General features: G+C 60.0%; 16 protein-coding genes. 3 read left to right on the top strand and 13 right to left on the bottom strand.

Annotated features, from left to right (window positions below; genetic code table 11):
* Nucleotides 1–990: an NAD(P)H-dependent glycerol-3-phosphate dehydrogenase gene (locus Q1K31_RS06045; protein WP_300377763.1), complete on the bottom strand. Its 990-nt coding sequence runs from the start codon at nt 988–990 to the stop codon at nt 1–3.
* A 77-nt stretch (nt 991–1,067) separates the two neighbouring features.
* Here Q1K31_RS06045 and Q1K31_RS06040 point away from each other — a divergent pair, with 77 nt between their 5' ends.
* Nucleotides 1,068–1,670 (top strand): TetR/AcrR family transcriptional regulator, encoded by a 603-nt coding sequence (locus tag Q1K31_RS06040; protein WP_300377760.1) that lies wholly within the window; start codon nt 1,068–1,070, stop codon nt 1,668–1,670.
* 320 nt (nt 1,671–1,990) lie between these two features.
* Here Q1K31_RS06040 and glmS read toward each other — a convergent pair whose 3' ends face one another.
* Nucleotides 1,991–3,832 carry a glutamine--fructose-6-phosphate transaminase (isomerizing) gene (glmS, locus tag Q1K31_RS06035; protein WP_300377757.1) on the bottom strand — a complete coding sequence of 614 codons (1,842 nt, stop codon included), beginning with the start codon at nt 3,830–3,832 and terminating at the stop codon, nt 1,991–1,993.
* 299 nt (nt 3,833–4,131) lie between these two features.
* On the opposite strand from glmS, the gene glmM reads away from it, so the two are divergent.
* Together glmM and Q1K31_RS06025 are read left to right on the top strand one after the other, a co-directional pair.
* Nucleotides 4,132–5,478: a phosphoglucosamine mutase gene (gene glmM, locus Q1K31_RS06030; protein WP_300377754.1), complete on the top strand. Its 1,347-nt coding sequence runs from the start codon at nt 4,132–4,134 to the stop codon at nt 5,476–5,478.
* A gap of 63 nt (nt 5,479–5,541) precedes the next feature.
* On the top strand, nt 5,542–6,312 hold the full coding sequence (locus Q1K31_RS06025) for a formyl transferase (RefSeq protein ID WP_300377751.1): 771 nt from the start codon (nt 5,542–5,544) through the stop codon (nt 6,310–6,312).
* On the opposite strand, the gene tilS is transcribed toward Q1K31_RS06025, so the two are convergent.
* From tilS to Q1K31_RS05970, 11 genes are all read right to left on the bottom strand, one after another.
* On the bottom strand, nt 6,293–7,495 hold the full coding sequence (gene tilS / locus Q1K31_RS06020; protein ID WP_300377749.1) for a tRNA lysidine(34) synthetase TilS: 1,203 nt from the start codon (nt 7,493–7,495) through the stop codon (nt 6,293–6,295). The genes Q1K31_RS06025 and tilS overlap by 20 nt on opposite strands.
* A complete protein-coding gene (gene ybgF, locus Q1K31_RS06015; RefSeq protein ID WP_300377746.1) occupies nt 7,483–8,358 on the bottom strand; it encodes a tol-pal system protein YbgF in 876 nt (291 codons plus the stop codon). Before ybgF ends, tilS begins: the two co-directional genes overlap by 13 nt.
* Before the next feature lie 219 nt (nt 8,359–8,577).
* Nucleotides 8,578–9,141, bottom strand: a complete 564-nt coding sequence (pal, locus tag Q1K31_RS06010; RefSeq protein WP_300377743.1) for a peptidoglycan-associated lipoprotein Pal — start codon at nt 9,139–9,141, stop codon at nt 8,578–8,580.
* A 130-nt stretch (nt 9,142–9,271) separates the two neighbouring features.
* Nucleotides 9,272–10,633 carry a Tol-Pal system beta propeller repeat protein TolB gene (gene tolB / locus Q1K31_RS06005; RefSeq protein ID WP_300377740.1) on the bottom strand — a complete coding sequence of 454 codons (1,362 nt, stop codon included), beginning with the start codon at nt 10,631–10,633 and terminating at the stop codon, nt 9,272–9,274.
* Between the two features lie 24 nt (nt 10,634–10,657).
* Nucleotides 10,658–11,578 (bottom strand): hypothetical protein, encoded by a 921-nt coding sequence (locus tag Q1K31_RS06000; RefSeq protein ID WP_300377737.1) that lies wholly within the window; start codon nt 11,576–11,578, stop codon nt 10,658–10,660.
* 3 nt (nt 11,579–11,581) lie between these two features.
* Nucleotides 11,582–12,022 carry a protein TolR gene (tolR, locus tag Q1K31_RS05995; protein ID WP_300377734.1) on the bottom strand — a complete coding sequence of 147 codons (441 nt, stop codon included), beginning with the start codon at nt 12,020–12,022 and terminating at the stop codon, nt 11,582–11,584.
* Between the two features lie 2 nt (nt 12,023–12,024).
* Nucleotides 12,025–12,762 (bottom strand): protein TolQ, encoded by a 738-nt coding sequence (tolQ, locus tag Q1K31_RS05990; RefSeq protein WP_300377731.1) that lies wholly within the window; start codon nt 12,760–12,762, stop codon nt 12,025–12,027.
* A gap of 185 nt (nt 12,763–12,947) precedes the next feature.
* Nucleotides 12,948–13,391, bottom strand: coding sequence for a YbgC/FadM family acyl-CoA thioesterase (locus Q1K31_RS05985; protein ID WP_300377729.1), 444 nt, complete (start codon nt 13,389–13,391; stop codon nt 12,948–12,950).
* 2 nt (nt 13,392–13,393) lie between these two features.
* Nucleotides 13,394–14,980 carry a bifunctional phosphoribosylaminoimidazolecarboxamide formyltransferase/IMP cyclohydrolase gene (gene purH, locus Q1K31_RS05980; RefSeq protein ID WP_300377727.1) on the bottom strand — a complete coding sequence of 529 codons (1,587 nt, stop codon included), beginning with the start codon at nt 14,978–14,980 and terminating at the stop codon, nt 13,394–13,396.
* An 84-nt stretch (nt 14,981–15,064) separates the two neighbouring features.
* Nucleotides 15,065–16,942, bottom strand: coding sequence for a nucleoside-diphosphate sugar epimerase/dehydratase (locus Q1K31_RS05975; RefSeq protein WP_300377725.1), 1,878 nt, complete (start codon nt 16,940–16,942; stop codon nt 15,065–15,067).
* Nucleotides 16,939–18,666 (bottom strand): heparinase II/III family protein, encoded by a 1,728-nt coding sequence (locus Q1K31_RS05970; protein WP_300377723.1) that lies wholly within the window; start codon nt 18,664–18,666, stop codon nt 16,939–16,941. The genes Q1K31_RS05975 and Q1K31_RS05970 overlap by 4 nt, the downstream gene beginning before the upstream one ends.
* Nucleotides 18,667–18,693 lie beyond the last annotated feature (27 nt).

Here is an 18,693-nt window from a genome sequence, read left to right as displayed (position 1 = left end):
TCAGAGACCTTCCTGCGTAAAGGGGCGTGAGAGGAGATTGTTCATGGCTGTATCGAGGCTTGCCCGTTCGCTCAATATGTCATCCACGGCCTCGCAGATGGGCATTTCTATGCCGTGCGTCTCTGCCAGCGTTGCGATGGCTGGAGCTGTCGCGACGCCCTCCGTGACGGAGTTGCGTTCCGCGAGAACATCGCGCGCCGAACGGCCCTCGCCCAGCGCCTTCCCAAAACTCATATTCCGCGACTGGACTGATGAACAGGTGAGGACCAGATCACCCAGCCCGCAAAGCCCGGACAGCGTGCCCGGCTGGGCTCCCATCGCCACGGCAAGGCGACTCATCTCCGCAAACCCCCGCGCAATCAGCGCCGCATGGGCAGAGCGGCCAAGCTCCAGGCCCTCAACGACACCGCAGGCAATGGCCAGAACGTTCTTCACCGCACCGCCGACTTCAGCGCCGATCAGGTCACTCGACCAGTAAGGCCGGAAGGCCGGCCGCCCGATCGCTGTCATCAGTGCCTCGCCCAACGCCTTGTCCTCGCACGCCAGGGTCACAGCTGTTGGCAGGCCACGCGCGACATCGGCAGCAAAGCTTGGCCCTGACAGGACCGCAGGTGTCGCATGCGGAATGGTTTCACGCAGAACATCTGTCATCAGGCTGTGCGTGTCGCGCTCGATCCCCTTCGAACACAGGAGGACAGGCACGCCATCCGCGACATGAGGGGCAAGCGCGGCAAAGACGCGACGCGCATGCTGCGCGGGAACAACAGCCAGCAACGCCTCGCATCCGGCAAGGCTTTCCAGCTGGCTTGAGGCTGGCATGGCGGGAAGGTCGACCGTCGGCAGATAGGCGGGATTTCCCTTCCCGGCCGACAGGGCCGCCGCCACCTCCGGCTCCAGTGCCCATATCCGTGTATCGCGCCCCGCAGCATGCGCGGTATAGGCAAGCGCGCTTCCCCACGCACCCGCGCCCAGAACACCTATAGTCTGCATTCGTCCTCGCATGAATTTGAAACCGTTGCGCTGAAGAATTCGTTGATCATTCAGACTTTTCCCTTAGTTTGGCCGCCATGAACGACAAGACCGACACGCGCAAACAGATCCTCGATGCTGCGATGAACCGTATCGTACATTACGGCTACGGCAAGACGACCATGTCTGAAATTGCCAGTGATTGCGGCATGTCTGCTGGCAACATCTACCGCTTTTTTGCCTCGAAGCTGGATATCGCCGAAGGCATGGCTCGCAAGTTCAACAGTGAACTCTATCAGAAATATGCCGAGATCGCGCGCGGATCTGAATCGCCGGAAAAGCGTCTGAGGAACATATTTCACTACGGCCTGAACCAGACGTTCGACAAGATCGAGAAAGATGCAAAAATCCTGGAAGTCGCCGAGGTTCTTGGACAGGAGAGGCCGCTTTTCTTCAATGAAGGGCTTGCGCAGGAACGGATATACCTCAATCAAATTCTGGAAGACGGGGTAGCCAAAGGCACCTTTGCGCCGATGGAAGATCCGAGCTTTGTCTCAGAGATGATCCAGTCAGCTCTCATGAAGTTCCGGTTTCCACAACTCTACTCCATGCTGACACTGGAGAAACTGGAACGCGAATTGAACGGCGTGCTCGACATCATCATTGCCGGCCTGAAACACGGTGTAGAGAAACATCCGTAATCCGTTTTGTGAATAATTTTCATTTTGTTCATTGATTATCGCTCGTGCGCTTCCATATGAAGCTGTGCGGAACCCATGGATAAATGCGGTCCGCCAGCTTGAAGGATAAAAAACAATGAGCGTTTCCTCCCCACTTGAAGCCCGTCAGGGTGTCTTCGCCGCCTTACTCAGCCTGCCGCTAGCCGCTGGCCTTTCCGGCCTCGCCTTGCTGATGACCGGGTTTGCAATGCAGTAGCCCAGTCAATGAACTGGCACCTCCCAATGAAAACCCCGCCTGGCACTGGCCAGGCGGGGTTTTCTGATTCCGCTTGGGCCGCAGCCTACTCCACTGTCACCGACTTGGCGAGATTGCGTGGCTGATCAACATCCGTGCCCTTATCGACGGCCACATGGTAGGCCAGCAACTGTATCGGCACAGAGTAAAGTATCGGCGCGATGAAGGGGTCACATTCGGGCAGGGCGATTTTATGGGCCGGGGCCTCGCCAGCTTCTACCAGGCCGACCTCATCCGAAATCAGTATGACCTGTCCATGCCTGGCGGCAACTTCCTGTAGGTTCGAAAGGGATTTCTCGTAAAGGGCGTCCTTGGGCGCCACGAAAACCACTGGCGTTTCTTCATCGATCAGGGCAATCGGCCCGTGCTTCAGCTCACCGGAAGCGTATCCTTCGGCATGAATATAGCTGATTTCCTTCAGCTTCAGTGCCCCTTCCAGCGCGATGGGATAGTGGACCCCACGGCCAAGATAGATCACATCACGGGCCTTGGAGATGTCGTGGGCAAGCGTCTCGATCGCCTCGTCCAGCTTCAGTGCCTCGACAACCAGCCCGGGCACTTCATTCAATGCTTCGCTGAGGCGCTTTTCTTCGTCCCGGCTCAGTACGCCCCGCGCACTGCCTGCCGCCACAGCCACACAGGCCAGTGCCACCAGCTGGGCCGTGAACGCCTTGGTCGACGCCACCCCGATTTCAGGGCCTGCAAGGGTAGGCAGTACGAGGTCGGCCTCGCGCGCGATGGTCGAGGTCGGCACATTCACGACGGCGGCCGTTTTCAGGCCCTGCGCCTTGCAGAAGCGCATGGCGGCCAGTGTATCGGCCGTTTCACCCGACTGGCTGACAAACAAGGCAAGCCCGCCTTCCTTGGGAAGCGCTGGCTCGCGGTAACGGAACTCCGATGCGATATCGGTCTTCACTGGAATGCCGGCGACCTGCTCGAACCAGTATTCCGCCACACGCGTGGCGTAGTGAGCCGTACCACAAGCGACCATATACAGGCTTGTGATTTTCGCCCAGTCGATCGGCTCACCCTGCTTATCCTCGGGAAGGTCGATATTGCGCCGGAGCGGATTGACGTAGGCACCAACTGTTCGGGAGATGGAATCCGGCTGCTCGAAGATCTCCTTCTGCATGAAGTGGCGATAATTGCCCTTCTCCATTGTCGCGCCGGCCCCCTGCACCAGAACCGGATCACGCTCGATCTTGTCGCCCTGCTCATTATAGATGGTGTAACCAGACAGGGTGAGCACACACCATTCACTTTCCTCCAGGTAGACGACCCGGCTGGTGAACGGGGCAAGCGCCAGCGCATCCGACCCCAAATACATCTCTTCCTCACCCACGCCGATCGCCAGGGGCGACCCGCGTCTGGCACCGATCAGCAGGTCTGGCCTGTTCTCGAACAGGATGGCCAGGGCAAATGCCCCCTCGAGCCGGGCCAGCGTCGCCTTCACAGCCTCAGTCTCAGACAGGCCCGATTTGAGATTTGCAGAGACCAGGTGCGCAATCGTCTCGGAGTCTGTTTCTGTCTCGAAGACATGACCCTGCGCTTCGAGCGACAGCCTCAGTTCGCGGAAATTCTCAATGATACCATTATGGACAACTGCCACGCCGCCCGAGACATGCGGATGGGCATTCCCCATGGTGGGAGAGCCGTGGGTTGCCCAGCGCGTGTGCCCGATCCCCTGAACACCAGCAAGTGGCGTCTTGTCGAGCTCGCTTTCCAGATTCTTGAGCTTGCCGGGCGCACGCCGCCGATCAAGCCGCCCCGCTTCATCCAGGGTTGCGATACCGGCACTGTCATATCCACGGTACTCGAGCCGCCTTAGCGCCTCGACCAGACGCGGAGCGGCCGGTTCATTTCCAAGAATTCCAATAATTCCACACATGCTCGATCAACTCGCTTATTTCGCTCTGGGCCCACTGCTTAGGAAACACGAAGTCACTTTGCTACTACAAATAAAGTGACAAAGTATGACGGGGACGCACCTCATTCTCGTCCAGATTACGCCCTGGCGGACCCTGACTTTCCGCAGCTCCCTTACAGCAATCACCGGGTCGTGGCCCAGCCCCGGCACTGTTTATTGATGCAATTACAAGCTTTACATGGAAAGCTGCGCAGTCTGGCGGATTTCCGGGAATTGTGTCATCAGCCTCGAGTAAATGATGACGAACAACGGAGCGCGGCATGTCGCGAAAGTATTTTGGTACTGACGGGATCCGGGGAACAGCCAACACCCCGCCCATGACACCAGAGATTGCCATGCGGCTTGGCATGGCTGCCGGCAAATATTTCCGTCGTGACGAATCCCGGCGCCATTCTGTCGTGATTGGCAAGGACACGCGTCTCTCAGGCTACATGATCGAGCCTGCGCTCGTCGCCGGTTTTACGTCCGTTGGCATGGACGTCACCCTCTTCGGACCCCTGCCGACACCCGGCGTCGCAATGATGACCCCCTCCCTGCGCGCCGACCTTGGCGTCATGATCTCTGCCAGCCACAATGCCTTTGAGGACAATGGCCTGAAGCTGTTCGGCCCGGATGGCTATAAGCTGTCCGATGCGATCGAACTCGAGATAGAAAGCCGCATGGACCGGGCGCTTGACGACAAGCTGGCCCCGCCGGACGCGCTCGGCCGCACACAGCGTGTGGACGATGCCCAGGCGCGCTACGTCGAGATCGTCAAGGCGACGTTCCCGCGAGGCATGCGCCTGAGCGGGTTGCGGGTGTGTGTGGATTGCGCCAATGGAGCGGCCTACAGAGTCGCGCCCAAAGCCCTTTATGAGCTTGGGGCAGAAGTCATCCCGATCGGCGTCAACCCGGATGGCTTCAACATCAACCGCGAGGTTGGCAGTACCGACACACTGAACTTGCGCCAGGCTGTCCTGAAGTATCGCGCGGATATCGGGATTGCCCTGGATGGCGATGCGGACCGTTGCATTCTTATCGACGAGCAGGGTGAAACCATTGATGGTGACCAGCTCATCGCGCTTATCGCAACGCACTGGAAAGAGCGCGGACTGCTCTCCAAGGACGGTGTCGTCACCACGGTCATGTCCAACCTCGGGCTTGAACAATACCTTGAGAAGATCGGCCTCTCGCTCGACCGTACCAAAGTCGGGGACAGGTATGTCGTGGAGAAGATGCGCGAAGGTGGCTTCAATCTTGGCGGTGAACAGTCTGGCCACATTGTCCTGTCAGATTACACGACAACCGGCGACGGACTGATCGCGGCCCTTCAGGCGCTTGCCGTGATGGTCATCAGTGGCAAGCCTCTGTCCAAGGTCTCCCGGGTATTCAAGCCGGTTCCGCAGAAACTCATCAATGTGCGTTACACTTCAGGCGCGCCGCTGGAGAACACGAAGGTCAGGGAAACAATCGAAGCTGTCGAGAAACGCCTCGGCAGTTCGGGCCGGCTGGTCATCCGCAAGTCTGGCACCGAACCCCTTATCCGCGTCATGGCCGAAGCTGAAAATCCCGGCGAGATGGAAAAGGCTGCGACCGAAATCGCTGATGCCGTTCGCGCGGCTGGCTAGGCATGCACGTGGACAGGGAATTGCATGATATTTCCCGGACTGGCCCAGTTTGGGAGAACAGGTATGAGCAATCCTCCACGCATCGTCGCACTGACAGCAGGCGGTCCGCATAGCTGGATAATGATCAATGCGCTGCGCGCACGCTTTGGCGATTTCCCCGTCATCAGGGAGGAGGGTGAGCCCGCTGCCAGCCTCTGGCGGCGGCGGCGGCGCATGCTCGGGCCCCTCAAGGTGGCCAGCATGCAGGCAGCGCGCCTTCCCCTGAAGCTGACCAAGCGGGGAACGGGCAGCATCATTCAGGAAATGATTGAGCGGTACGGCTTGCAGCCCGATCCGCCACAGGATGTGGAGGTCATCAACGTCGCTTCGGTCAACTCCGATGCCTGCCGGTCTGCCCTGCAGGAATATGCTCCGCAGGCGGTGTTCGTAATCTCCACACGCATGATCGGGCGGAAGACGCTATCCTCGGTTCAGGCACCTTTCGTAAACTACCATTCCGGCATCAACCCGGCCTATCGTGGTATGTTCGGCGGCTATTTCGCACTTGCCAATGGCGAGCCTGAGCACTTCGGGGCCACGGTCCACCTCGTTGATGAAGGCGTCGACACGGGCGGCATCCTTTACCAGTCGCACCTGTCTCCTGAGCCTCGCGACAACTTTCATACTTATCTCTGGCGCCTGGCGGCCGGAAGCCGGGAGATTGTCATCCAGGCGATCGAGGACGCCGTTGAAGGCCGTCTCAACCCTGTCGATGTCGACCTGCCTTCCCAGCAATGGTTTGCCCCGACATTCGGTAGCTACATCTGGACCGGCCTTAGCCGCGGCGTCTGGTAGAAGCGGCCATTGTCTCTGCGCCCGCAAGTTCCGCCGCCAGACGGGCCCCCAAGTCCAACGTCTCTATCCAGAGGCTCAGCCGATCCGACATGATCTCCCGCCAGGCCTTTGCTTCAGGTACGGCGTGACGGACGAGGAAGGGGATTTCTGCCGGCTGTGTTACACCCGCCTCAGCTATATAGCGGCCATCCCAGACCCCATCGCACCATTGCCGGGAGACCTCACCCGGATCGCGACCGATCAGAACATGACCCCCGCGCCTCTGCACCCAGGCCCCGCCAAGGGTGACACGTCCTGCCGGGCCTCCATCCAAAATTTCCCTGTTCAGGGTCTGTAGCGACTGCGGCGCAACGGGCCTGTCTGTCCCGGACGCGAGCTGGAGAACGATAGACAGCTTGCGCCTGCTGATACGCCCGGACGCCGGCTCATGATCAATCTGTATAAGGCCGGAGGAATGAACCGACACATGGCGTCGAAGCGCCTGGGCCAGTCCGGCATCCTCGACAGCCCTCAACCGCATGGCATCCGCGGTTATCCGGGCCAGCCGGGATGTATCGAGACAGGCGGTGAGCTTGCGAATACGTGGACGTTCATAGGTATCCGACTCGTTGGTCGGGTCTTCGGTCCAGTTTTCCCGTTGCGTGCGCAACCATGCCATAAGCGCGTCGCGTCGCTCCCCGCAAAGCGGCCGGCCAAGCATCACGCCCCGTCCGTCAGGCCAGACGGGCGACACTGAAACAGGTTGCGGCCCGACAGCACCCGTCAGCGACGATGGGCGGGAAAGCCGCATCAATAGCGTTTCTTCAATATCCGTCCGCGTATGGCCGAAAAGAACGAGCCTTGCCCCTGCCTTCTGTGCAGCCCTGGCGATCAGTTTATGACGGGCTGTGCGTGCCGCCTGCTGGCTGCGCCGGTCTGGAGTCCATCTCAGGATCTCAGCATGATGTCCGAGCGTCTTTGCCCTGTCAGCCACATGTCGCGCCTCGTCGGCAGCCTCACGGCGAAGGCCATGATCGACTGTCAGTACACGCAGCTGCCGTCCGGTCCGACGCGCCCAGACGTCAGCCAGAAGCATCAGGGCGAGTGAATCGCTGCCACCTGAAACGGCAATGGCGACAGGCCCGTCAGAGCCTGCCGCCATTCGCCCGATAAGATCGGGAATATGGGTCTCTAGGCGTCGCAATCTGCGCGCGTGCGCTCCAGGTTGGCAAGGTTCTTAGTTACGCCCGAGGCATCCGGATACTGCTCCGGAAGGATCGAGAGAGCGTTGCAGGCCTTTTCCATGTCACCAACCAGTCGCATGGAACGCGCGAGTTTTACCAGCGCATCAGGTGCGCGGGAATGGTCGGGATAGGTCCGGATCATCTTGGTATAGGCCTGACCGGACTCAGCATACGCTTCCTGCTGGAAAAGCGCTTCAGCCAGCCAGTATTGCGCCTCACCGGCCTGCGGATCATCGCCGAACTGCTCGAGGAAGGCGCGGAAAGCGTTTTCGGCACCCTCGAAATCGAAGTTCAGCAGCTTTGTCTTGGCGTCTGCGAAAAGCGGGCCAGCCTCACCGGGCAGGTTGCTGGCCTGCAGGGTGCCGAGCGAGCCCTGGTAATCGGGATCGCGCCCTTCGCCAGCACTCGACGAGGCAGTGCGCTGGGAAGAACGCTCCGCATCCTGTTCTGCCTCCTCGTCTGCTGCCTCATCTTCGGCTTGACCTGCATCCGATGCCTCACCTGTACGCACCGCCACGTCACGGCTCTGGACCATGTCGGCAAGCGACTCCAGATCGGCTTCAAGCTCTTTCACACGCTCATCAAGGCGCTCGTTTTCCGTATCCAGGGATTCAATGGCTGACCCGATGCGCGCATCGTCTTCCTGCAGCCGGGCTGCCTCATCACGTGACTGCGAAAGCAGGAATTCCAGCGTCTCGATTTTCCCGTTGAGACCATTCACTTCATTCTGAAGCCGCGAAACCTCAAGGCGCAGGTCGGCATTTTGCTGTCGGATACTCGCCACCTCAGACGACAACCCGCCACTCGTTGTGCCTCGCTGCACGGGTGCCCTCTGGGCATGCCCTGCCGGGACTGTGATCGCAAAAAAGATGAAAAGGGCAGCTAGGGTCGCCAGTCGCGCCATGTGGGAATACTCCAGACTCTGCGGATTTGCTCAACAGTAACTACGAAAAAGCCGGGGCCAAAATATGGCACCCGGCTTGATCATTACAGCAGGCAGGCTGTCCCGACTGCCTGTAACGGAACATATCTGGTCAAAGACCTAGCTTGTCGCTCCGGACATGATCTGGGTGAAGCCGTTCCGGTTCAGTGCCCATGCCTGCTGGTTGGACTCTGTCGCGATCGGGCGCTCCTTGCCGTAGGAGACAGTATCGATGCGGGCCGGGTCGACGCCGAGGCTCACGAGATACTGCTTGACGGCATTGGCACGGCGCTCGCCGAGGGCAAGGTTGTATTCCCGCGTGCCACGCTCGTCACAGTTACCTGCGACCAGGATGCGGACATCCGGATAAGACTCGAGCCATGCAGCTTGGCGCTGGAGAATTTCCTGGTCATCAGGATCAAGACCGGACTGGTCGAGATCGAAATAGACGCGATCCCCGACATTGACCTTGAAGTCCTGGATGGAGCCGGCAGACGGACCGGAATCGACAACGCGGTTCGGTTCCTGAATGTCTGATTCATCAACTGGCGCAGTTTGCGCCGATCCGGACCGGTCCTGAACAGGCGCCGCATTGGCTGACTGCTGGGGATCGGGCTTGCTTTGGCATGCGGCCGCACCCAGGAAGAGCGCAATCGCGGAGGTGGTAAGAGCAATACGACGCATTGGTTACTCCTTGCTATAGTCGTTCAGGGCGCATTTAACCGCTGATTTTGTCAACTTCATGGCTGTCAGACCAACTGCCACCCAGTGTCGACCCTGTATTCCTTATATTTTTCTGCTTACGCCGCAAGGCCTAATTCAAAAGAGGCGACCAGGCCGGATCAGAAGCATCGGTCGGTGTCGGAATCCGGCGCAGATTCCGGCCTGTCAGATCGACAGACCACAGGCTCGGCCCGGCACCCGGCGCCTCTTCACGGAAGAAGGTGATGACACGCCCGTTCGGCGACCATTCCGGGCCTTCATCCAGATAGGATTCGGTCAGCAGGCGTTCGCCCTTCCCGTCCGTGCCGATGACACCGATATGAAACCGGCCACGGGTCTGCTTGGTGAAGGCGATCAGGTCGCCGCGCGGGCTCCAGACGGGTGTCGAATACCGGCCCGATCCGAAGGTGATACGGCAGGCCGTGTCGCGCCCACCCGACGGGCAGGTCAGCTGCGAGCCATCCGTATTCATGATGTAAAGCTGCGGGCTGCCACCACGGTCGGAATTGAACACGATCTGCTCACCGTCCGGGGACATTGAGGGCGACGTGTCAATCGCAGGATGGTCTGTCAGCCGGCGCGTTTCCTCTGTCACCAGGTCGCGGATGTAGATATCCGAGTTACCCCCGCTCGCCTGGGTCAGCAGGACCGACTCTCCACCGCGCGAGAACCGCGGAGCGAATGTCATGTTGCGGAAATCACCCAGCACCTCCTGGCGGCCGTTCTGGATATCGAAGAGATAGACACGCGGACGGTTATTCTCGAAAGACATATAGGTGATCTGCTGGTTCGAAGGCGAAAACCGCGGCGTCAGCACCTGGAAAGTGCCGGAGGTCAGATATTTCACGTTCGCCCCGTCGGAATCCATGATGGCCAGACGCTTGACCCTGTCATCCTTCGGGCCGGTTTCCGCCACATAGACAATCCGCGAGTCAAAGTACGGGTCTTCCCCTGTCAGACGGGAATAGATCGTGTCAGCGATCTTGTGTGCAATACGGCGCCAGTCTTCCGGCTTGGCCGTGAAGCGCCGGCCGGCCTGGCCCTCAAGGCGCATGACCTGTTCGCCATATACATCCCAGAGACGCACGGAAGCACGAATGAATTCGACACCTTCCACCGTGACCGTATCCACTTCGCCCACGACTAGCGCATCACTTTCGATGATCTTCCAGTCGGCAAATCGCGGCTGGGTATCAATCGAGAGGTCCTTCTGGATATGGGCCTCTTCCGGCACGACCTTGAACAACCCTGTCGAGAGCAGGTCATTACGCACCACTTCGGTGATTTCAGCAGCGAGCTCAGGGTCTGCGCCAGCAGACGCTTCGAACGTCGGGATCGCGATCGGACTCGGCTTGAGCACGCCCTCGGAAATATTGACCGTGACCTGAGCCATCGAGACCGGCACAAGCATGGCCAGTGCGGTCAAGAGCGTTGCAGCTAGTTTCCTGATCATTGGTGGCTCCTCGCCTGATAGGGGTTAATCTTTATCGAACGCCGGCCCGAGATTAATGTTCGGGGACTTCCAGAGTTCATAATCATCCTTTGGCAGCCTGTAGGGCTGACATTTACGTACAGCGCGCAGCGCCCTCTCGATCGCCAGCGACATCGACCTGTCGCCAATCGGCGAGCGGCGCGGCTTGACCAGTTCAACATCCAGCACATTGCCTTCCGCATCCAACTCGGCGCGCATGCTCACATTCAGCCGTTCTGGTTTTGGCTGGTCCGAAACGCCGTCCCAGCAAGGCACGATCTGGTTATAGAGCAGCTGCTCGATCCTGACCGTATTGCCCGACCGCTCACCTGCACCGCGTCGCGGCTCCTGGGCAGGTGGCGTCTCCTCCAGCAGCTCACGCTCCGGTTTCTTTGGCGGCTGGCTAGCGCGCTTTGTCTGGCGCTCACTCTCGAATGTTGATTCCGCATCGCTCAACAGACTGTCGAGCGCATTGTCCTCTTCGCGTGGATTGGGCTTTGCTTCCGGCTCTGGCTTGGGAAGCTCAGGCTCTTCTTCAGGCTCGGGCTCGGGTTCTTCCTCCGGTGCCTCGTCGAGATCCGGAACGACATCCTCCTCTTCAGGCTCTGGCGGAGGCGGCTTGCTCGCAGTGGCAACATCATCCTCGGGAAGGTCCCGCGTGTCGGGTTCTTCCTCGACCGGATCGTCGCTTTCTTCCTCTTCAGGTTCAGGTGGCGTCGGCTCCGGCTCCTCTTCAGGTTCTGGCTCCTCCTCTGGCGGCTCGGTGACTGGCGCGACATTCGTCATCTCGCCAACCTCCACCAGGTCAACCGGCACAATCACGAACTCCTCGTCCACCGCTGTCGTGCCGACGTATGGCCACGCCAGGTAGCCCGCGCCGATAACGGCCACGTGAAGCAGGAAAGAGGCGGGAAGTCCGCGGATCATGATCTACCGGTTCACCTTCGGATCAGTCACAAGCGCGATATTGCTGTAGCCGGCCCGCTGCATGCGCGTCATGACTTCCATGACATTGCCGTAGTTTACGCCCTCATCGGCCCGCAGATAGATACGCTGTTCATAGCCTTCCCCGGCAATTGCGGAGAGTGTCGAGACAAGCTCCTCGGGTCCGACTTCGGTGTCCTGGATATAGATCTGGCCACTCGCGGCCAGCGAGACAGACAGGGGTTGTTTCTTGGGCGCCTGCAGATTGTCCGCAGACGCTTTTGGCAGGGACACCTCGACACCTGTCGTCAGCAGTGGCGCGGTGATCATGAAGACGATCAGCAGCACCAGCATGACATCAACGAGCGGCGTTACGTTTATCTCGGCGGCAAGCCCGCGGCGTCCGCGGCTTCCGCTTCTTGCGCCTGAAGCCCAGCTTCCAGCCATGTTCAGCCCTCCCGTTCCGTCGACCGGCGGGACAGGCGCACAAGCAGGTCTTGCGAGAAGCTGTCGAGCCCATCGGCAAACTGGTTCAGGTCGCCTGTGAACTTGTTGTAGAAAATCACCGCGGGAATAGCGGCAATCAGGCCAAGCCCCGTCGCAAACAGCGCCTCGGCAATCGGGCCGGCGACATTGGTCAGGCTGGTATCCTGTTTCTCGGCAATGTTGATAAATGCGTTCATGATGCCCCAGACCGTGCCGAACAGGCCGATAAAGGGCGAGGATGACCCGATCGTGGCCAGAACGCCGAGCCCCTTGCTTACACGCCCGACCTCACGGTCCACACCGGCACGAAGAGAACGTTCGGCCCGGTTGATGAGCATCGCAGGGCTCTGACCGGGTGGCAGGCGGCGCGCCTCATTCCATTCCCGTGAAATAGACGCGAACAGCCGGGATGCGGGATCACTGTTGCTGCCGCCGGGACGCGCATCAATATCGTCGGCGCGGCCAGTCCAGAACGCCTCTTCAAACTGACGGGCCTTTTTCCGGGCGCTGCCAACCGTGAAATATTTCTCGATGATGACGGCCCAGGACCAGAGACTGGCGATGAACAGGACAATCAGGACGAACTTCACGACGATGTCGGCTTCCAGCAGCAGCCCTATGAAGGAGAAACCGCCTTCAGCAGCTGCCGGGTTGAGCGCTTCGCCGCTAGCGACGGCCTGCGCAAACGCAATGGGGTTCATGAAAATCCTCTTTGTGTCTCTGCAGCAATCGCCACGCATCAGGCGTAGCGGGTGTGGCCATGTTCTGGCAGCCTTCCCCATATCCAACGAGAATCAGGCGGAAACTTGACGCTCGGCACAGGGATGGCAGCCGGACCAGCCATGTCGCGATAGGGTTAATGATTTGTCAGTAAGCTCCAGCCCTTTCAGGGCTGGTAGACGAATGTCTTCAGTTGCTCGACGACTTCCGGCACCGGCCGGCGCGCGCGCCCGTCCGCATGGATCATCACAGCCGTGATGTCTGCTTCTGCAACGACTGTCTCTTCGCGCAGCGCTGTCTGCCTGAAAATTATGCGCACGCCCTTCGCACCAACGTAACGCGAACGAATCATCAGTTCGTCGTCGATACGTGCGGCCTGTTTGTAATCAACATTTACATTGGTCAGGGTAAACGCCGCAGGGTCCGGACGCGAGAGAAGCGACTGGTGTGAAACACCCGCGTCCCGCAGGAATTCAGACCGTCCGCGCTCGAAAAACCGCAGATAGTTGGCATGATAGACCATACCGGTAAAATCTGTGTCTTCATAATAGATACGCACCTTGAGCCAGTGCTGCATCTGCGAGTCAAACGGGGATGATGGCGCGTTCATTCTCAGTGCCTGAAGTGGCGCATACCTGTGAACACCATGGCAATCCCGGCCTCGTTGGCCGCAGCAATCACCTCGTCATCACGGATTGACCCGCCCGGCTGGATGACCGCTGTCGCCCCCGCAGAGGCGGCCTGAAGCAAGCCATCGGGGAACGGGAAGAAAGCATCCGAGGCCGCAACGCAACCGCGAGTCCGCGGCGCGTCCCAGCCAGCCGCCTCAGCCGCATCCTCGGCCTTGCGCGCAGCGATACGCGCAGAATCGATCCGGCTCATCTGCCCGGCCCCGATCCCGACCGTAGCAAGATCCTTGGCATAGACGATCGTGTTGGATTTCACATGCTTGGCCACCCGCCAGGCAAACAGCAGGTCTGCAAGCTGTGCTTCGTCGGGTTCCTTGTCCGTCACGACCCGCAGGTCATCCAGCGTCACACGGCCATGGTCGCGGTCCTGAACGAGCAGGCCGCCCGCAACTGATTTGACCGTGCGGCCGCGACTTGCAGGGTCAGGCGTCCCATTGGCCAGAAGAAGGCGAAGGTTCTTCTTCTTTGCGAACACTGAAAGTGCCGCCTCGTTAGCCCCCGGCGCGATAACCACTTCGGTGAAGATGCTGGTGATTTCTTCGGCCGTCTTCTCGTCCAGCATGCCGTTGAGCGCGACGATCCCGCCAAAGGCGGAAGTCGAATCGCAGGCAAGTGCCTCGCGATAGGCCTCGATCAGCGTCTCCCCCATGGCGACACCGCACGGATTGGCATGCTTGATGATGGCCACAGCCGGCTTGTCTTCGCCCAGCTCGCCGATCAACTCATAGGCCGCATCGGTATCGTTGATATTGTTGTAGGAAAGCTCCTTGCCCTGCACCTGCCGGGCCGTGGCAACCCCGGCGCGCTTCTCGCTGGTCCGGTAGAAAGCCGCCGCCTGATGCGGGTTCTCACCATAGCGCAGGCTTTGCGCAAGGTGCCCGCCAAACCCGGCCCAGTCAGGTGCCGTTTCACCAAGCTGGGCGGCGTACCAGCCTGAAATGGCTGCATCATAGGCGGCTGTACGCGCATAGGTCTTTGCCGCCAGCTTGCGGCTGTGTGTGCTCGCGACATGGCCTTCGTTATCGTCCATCTCCGAGAGCACACCCGCCAGATCCGCGGCATCGGTACAGACCGCAACGGACTCCCCGTTCTTTGCAGCTGCCCGCAGCATGGCCGGGCCGCCAATATCTATATTCTCGATACAGCTGTCGAAATCAGCCCCCGAGGCGACAGCGGCCTCGAACGGGTACAGGTTGATGTAGACGAGGTCGATCGCCTCGATCCCGTGGGTCTCGGCATCCTTTACATGGCTCTCCAGATCGCGCCGGTAGAGCAGGCCGCCATGCACGGCCGGGTGCAGCGTCTTGACCCGTCCATCCATCATTTCCGGGAATCCGGTCAGATCTGCCACATCGCGTACGTCGAGGCCGGCTTCCTTGATGGCACGGGCCGTTCCCCCCGTGGAGACAAGGTCAACGCCATGAGAGGCGAGCCGCTGGGCATACTCGACAAGACCCTCCTTGTCGGAAACCGACAGAAGGGCACGGCGGATCTTGAACCGATCGGACATGATGAACGTCACTTCTCTGAAAGGGCCTGTGAATTTGCGTTTGCCGTAGCATGAGTTCACACAAGGTCAACTCGAAGGCACCGTTCAGGCGCGCATCCGTTTGGGCTTGTATTCCGGCACGAGGCTGGAAAGCATCTCGATGGCCTCATTGCGCCGGCGCTGGCGGGCCAGGTCAAGCAACTGGTCGAGCTTTTCGTCAAAATCGTTGGCATAAATATGCTTTGAGGCGACCTTGTAGATGCCCTCAATACCGATCGAATGCACTTCTTCATGATTATAGGTCAGCATCTCGTGCATTTTCTCGCCCGGACGAAGACCCGTCGTGCGCACCTCGATATCTCGGCCCGGCACGAAACCCTTGAGACGGATCATCGCCTCGGCCAGCGTCTTGATCTGGATCGGCTCACCCATGTCCAGAACATAAAGTGATGCCGTGCCGGGTGCCCCATTGTGCGTGGCCGACTGCAAGACGAGCGCAGAGGCTTCTTCCACCGTCATGAAATAGCGCGTCACGTCCGGATGCGTCAGCGTGACAGGGCCGCCAGCCGCAATCTGGCGCTCGAACAGCGGGACCACAGACCCTGAAGATCCGAGCACATTGCCAAAGCGCACCATCGAGACGGCGAGGTTACTCGCTTCAGCCTCGCGGCTGACCGCAATCTCCGCAAGACGCTTGGTGGCCCCCATTACATTATCCGGGTTCACAGCCTTGTCTGTGGATACGAAAACAAGTTTCTTGGCATCGTGCTCTATAGCAGCCTTCGCGGTTTTGATCGCGCCGCCGACATTGGTCAGGATAGCTTCGCAGACATTTCGCTCCATCAGCGGGACATGCTTCAGAGCGGCTGCATGAATGACAATTTCGGGCTTATACATACCGACAAGCCGTGAAATCCTGACATCGTCGCGAACATCACCAAGCTCGGTATTTATACGGATGTTTGGAAACTCGCTGCGAAGCGCCAAGTCTGATTCATACAGATTATACTCGGACGCATCGAAAATCGTCAGCTCCGCCGGGTTCATGCGCGCACACTGGCGCGCCAGTTCCGAACCGATCGTTCCGCCACCGCCGGTGACCATGATTGTAGTGCCCTCGATGAGTTCCCCGACAGGACGGTTATCCAGCACCCGCTCACGACGGCGCAGCAGGTCTGCCGGACGTACCGGCATCATGGCCCCTCCCTCGCCGGCCGCCTCAAGCGTCATCACCTCGGCTTTCTGGCTGGTCGCCTCCTCCAGGATGCGGTTCATGTAAACCCGCTCCCGTGCGACGCCGGCGACCGCCACGAGCGGTGTTTTTGCATAGCGTAGCGACAGGACATCGAGCACCTTGCTCAGATCGTCCAGCCCGCCCATGACAGGGACACCGCGTATGGCCCGGCCAAACTCAGCGCCATCCGGCTCCAGCAGGCCGAGAATCCTGACATTTGCCCCATCCCCCTTTTCATTGAGGCGCCTGAGAATCGCAGGCGCCTCGGTCGCCTTGGCAATAAGAATGGCCGCGGGCGCATCCTTGCTGGCACTTGAAAAGAATATCTGGAAGGGACGATGGGTCGAGCGGGAAAGCGCAATCATGCGCCCAAGGAAAAGAAGCGCGAGCCAGAGGATATCCGCAATCAGGATCGCCGAGCGCGGGAACCCGATGAGCCTGTTCCAAAGGAACATGATCGGCACGAAAATCAGCGTGGCCACACAGACGCCCTGAACAATCCTCAGGGCATCGGTCCATCCCGCATGGCGCCAGACCTGCCGGTGAACCCTCATTATGTAGAACGATGTCAACGCAACGAGGGCAAATGTGCCTGTCGCAACAGCCCCCGCCTGCAAGGCGTTCGGCGGTGCCCCTTCAGTTGCAGCCCACCGGCTGGTGATCGCCACGGCCATGGCAATCGCCGCGGCGACCGTGTCGAACCCGAGCGTCAGCGCCATCGCGCGGCGGGCTTCACCACGCGGCGTCACGCTGCCTCATCCTTCAGAAAGGCCCACCGGACGGCGTTCGGCGGTCGAGAGCCGTCGCTATCGGCCTGGGCACGCCCGGCAAGGACAATCTGCAAACTCTGCTCGACGATGCCACGCCCGAGATAGATGGTGGGTTCCAGCCGTGCGCCCTCATGGCTCGTCTTGAACCGCCAGACGGACCCGTTCTCGGTTTTCAGCCTGATCGTGGCTTCGGAAGTATGGGCCTTTACAGTCGGGTGCAGGTGGAAACGGATTGAAAACGGAATTGTCCGCTGGTCCCTGGCTTCACCTTGCGATACCGGCCGGGCAAGCGAATCCTCTCCCGTGAGACGCCGTCCGTCCCCGGCCATGAACAGCCGCCTGCGGTGCAGCAGGCCAAAACGCTCCTTGTAGCCGGCATGCTGGGCATCGAGCCAGATTTCATCGGCTTCTTCCAGCCGCTTGGCGGCGATCCCTTCCGGTCCTTCAGGAAACATCAGGCCCGTTTCCTCATTGTGCAGGAACCGCGCCGAATCCTCATCCGAAATCATGAGCGTGGAATGCGCGACCGTGCGGCGCACAGCAGCCTGCCAGTCTATATCAACCTCGGGACTGTAGCCACAGGATGTAACGATCCGGGCATCTGCATCATAGAGCTCGAAGCCGAGCGCGCCGGCATGAGCGCTGTCCCCGAAAGGTTCTTCAGGTGCGCTGCCCGCATCGAGGAAGAGACAGGTGTCTTCCTTGTGCAGCTTGTGGAAGCCTGACTTGGGCGCCACGGTAAACCGCCTTGGCCGCATGCGCAGGCGCCCCAGTGCCGCCTCAACGGCCTGTGACAGGCTCTCTTCTCCATCATTGAAAGGCGGCAGAGCACCGTCACCAGCCCGGAAAAACGCAACCATGCCGCCAAGTCGCTCGATCCATGTCACCAGGAAGGGTGGGACGGCACGCTCATATTTCTCGATCAGCCGCTTGATGACGCAGAGATCCAGAAGGCTTCGCAGCCCGCGCGCAGGCGAGCGGCTGGCATGCCCGCCATCGGGCAGTATCTGCGCAATGCACTCCTGCTCCAGCTTGTCCAGCGCATTGTCCAGCCCCTTGCCCCGCTTGAGACACAGCGCACAGGCTGTCAGGACGACGGCAATTCGCCAGCGCGCCGCCGGATCCCGGCAGTCATCCTGAAGCGTTTCGACATGCCGGATCTGGCGAGCAAGCACCTCCAGGCGCTGGGTGACAGCACCATTGTCGCCATGTTCGAACAGGCCGGGCCCGCAAAGCATCCAGTTCCAGATGCGATCGGCTGCACACCCTGCACGCCACGCAAATCCGTTGAAGCGGCCATAATTGTCGATCCAGTCATCAACCAGGAACCGTGCTCTGTCTGCACCGGCCGGTCCTTGCGTGAACAGGTCTCCCAGCCAGTCAAACCGGTGCAAACGGTCTGCATAGTGCCGTGAGGGCAGCGGCTTTGACCAGGGCGAATGCCCGGCTGCCAGCTCCATCTTGGACATGCCGATGCGCCAGATATCGCGCATCAGGCTTTCCCCGCGCAACTCGTCAGCCGGCGCCACGGCTTCGGGATACATGACGAAGCCTTCAGGCGCAGAGCCCGCAATCTTCAGACGGTGGATCGGGCTTGCCGTGACCTCCTGTCCGGCACGCCCGGTCAGACGTGCCCAGAGTTCGGCATCCTCATCCGATGTACGCTTCGGTAAAAATCCAGAATTTGCAAACTCTGCTGACATCAACTCGTCCGGTCGTCCTGTTCAGCT

It is taken from the genome of Henriciella sp. (genome assembly GCF_029936995.1).
Taxonomy (GTDB): domain Bacteria; phylum Pseudomonadota; class Alphaproteobacteria; order Caulobacterales; family Hyphomonadaceae; genus Henriciella.
Note: the sequence above shows the minus strand (reverse complement) of the source record. Positions and strands in the feature narration are given on the sequence as shown.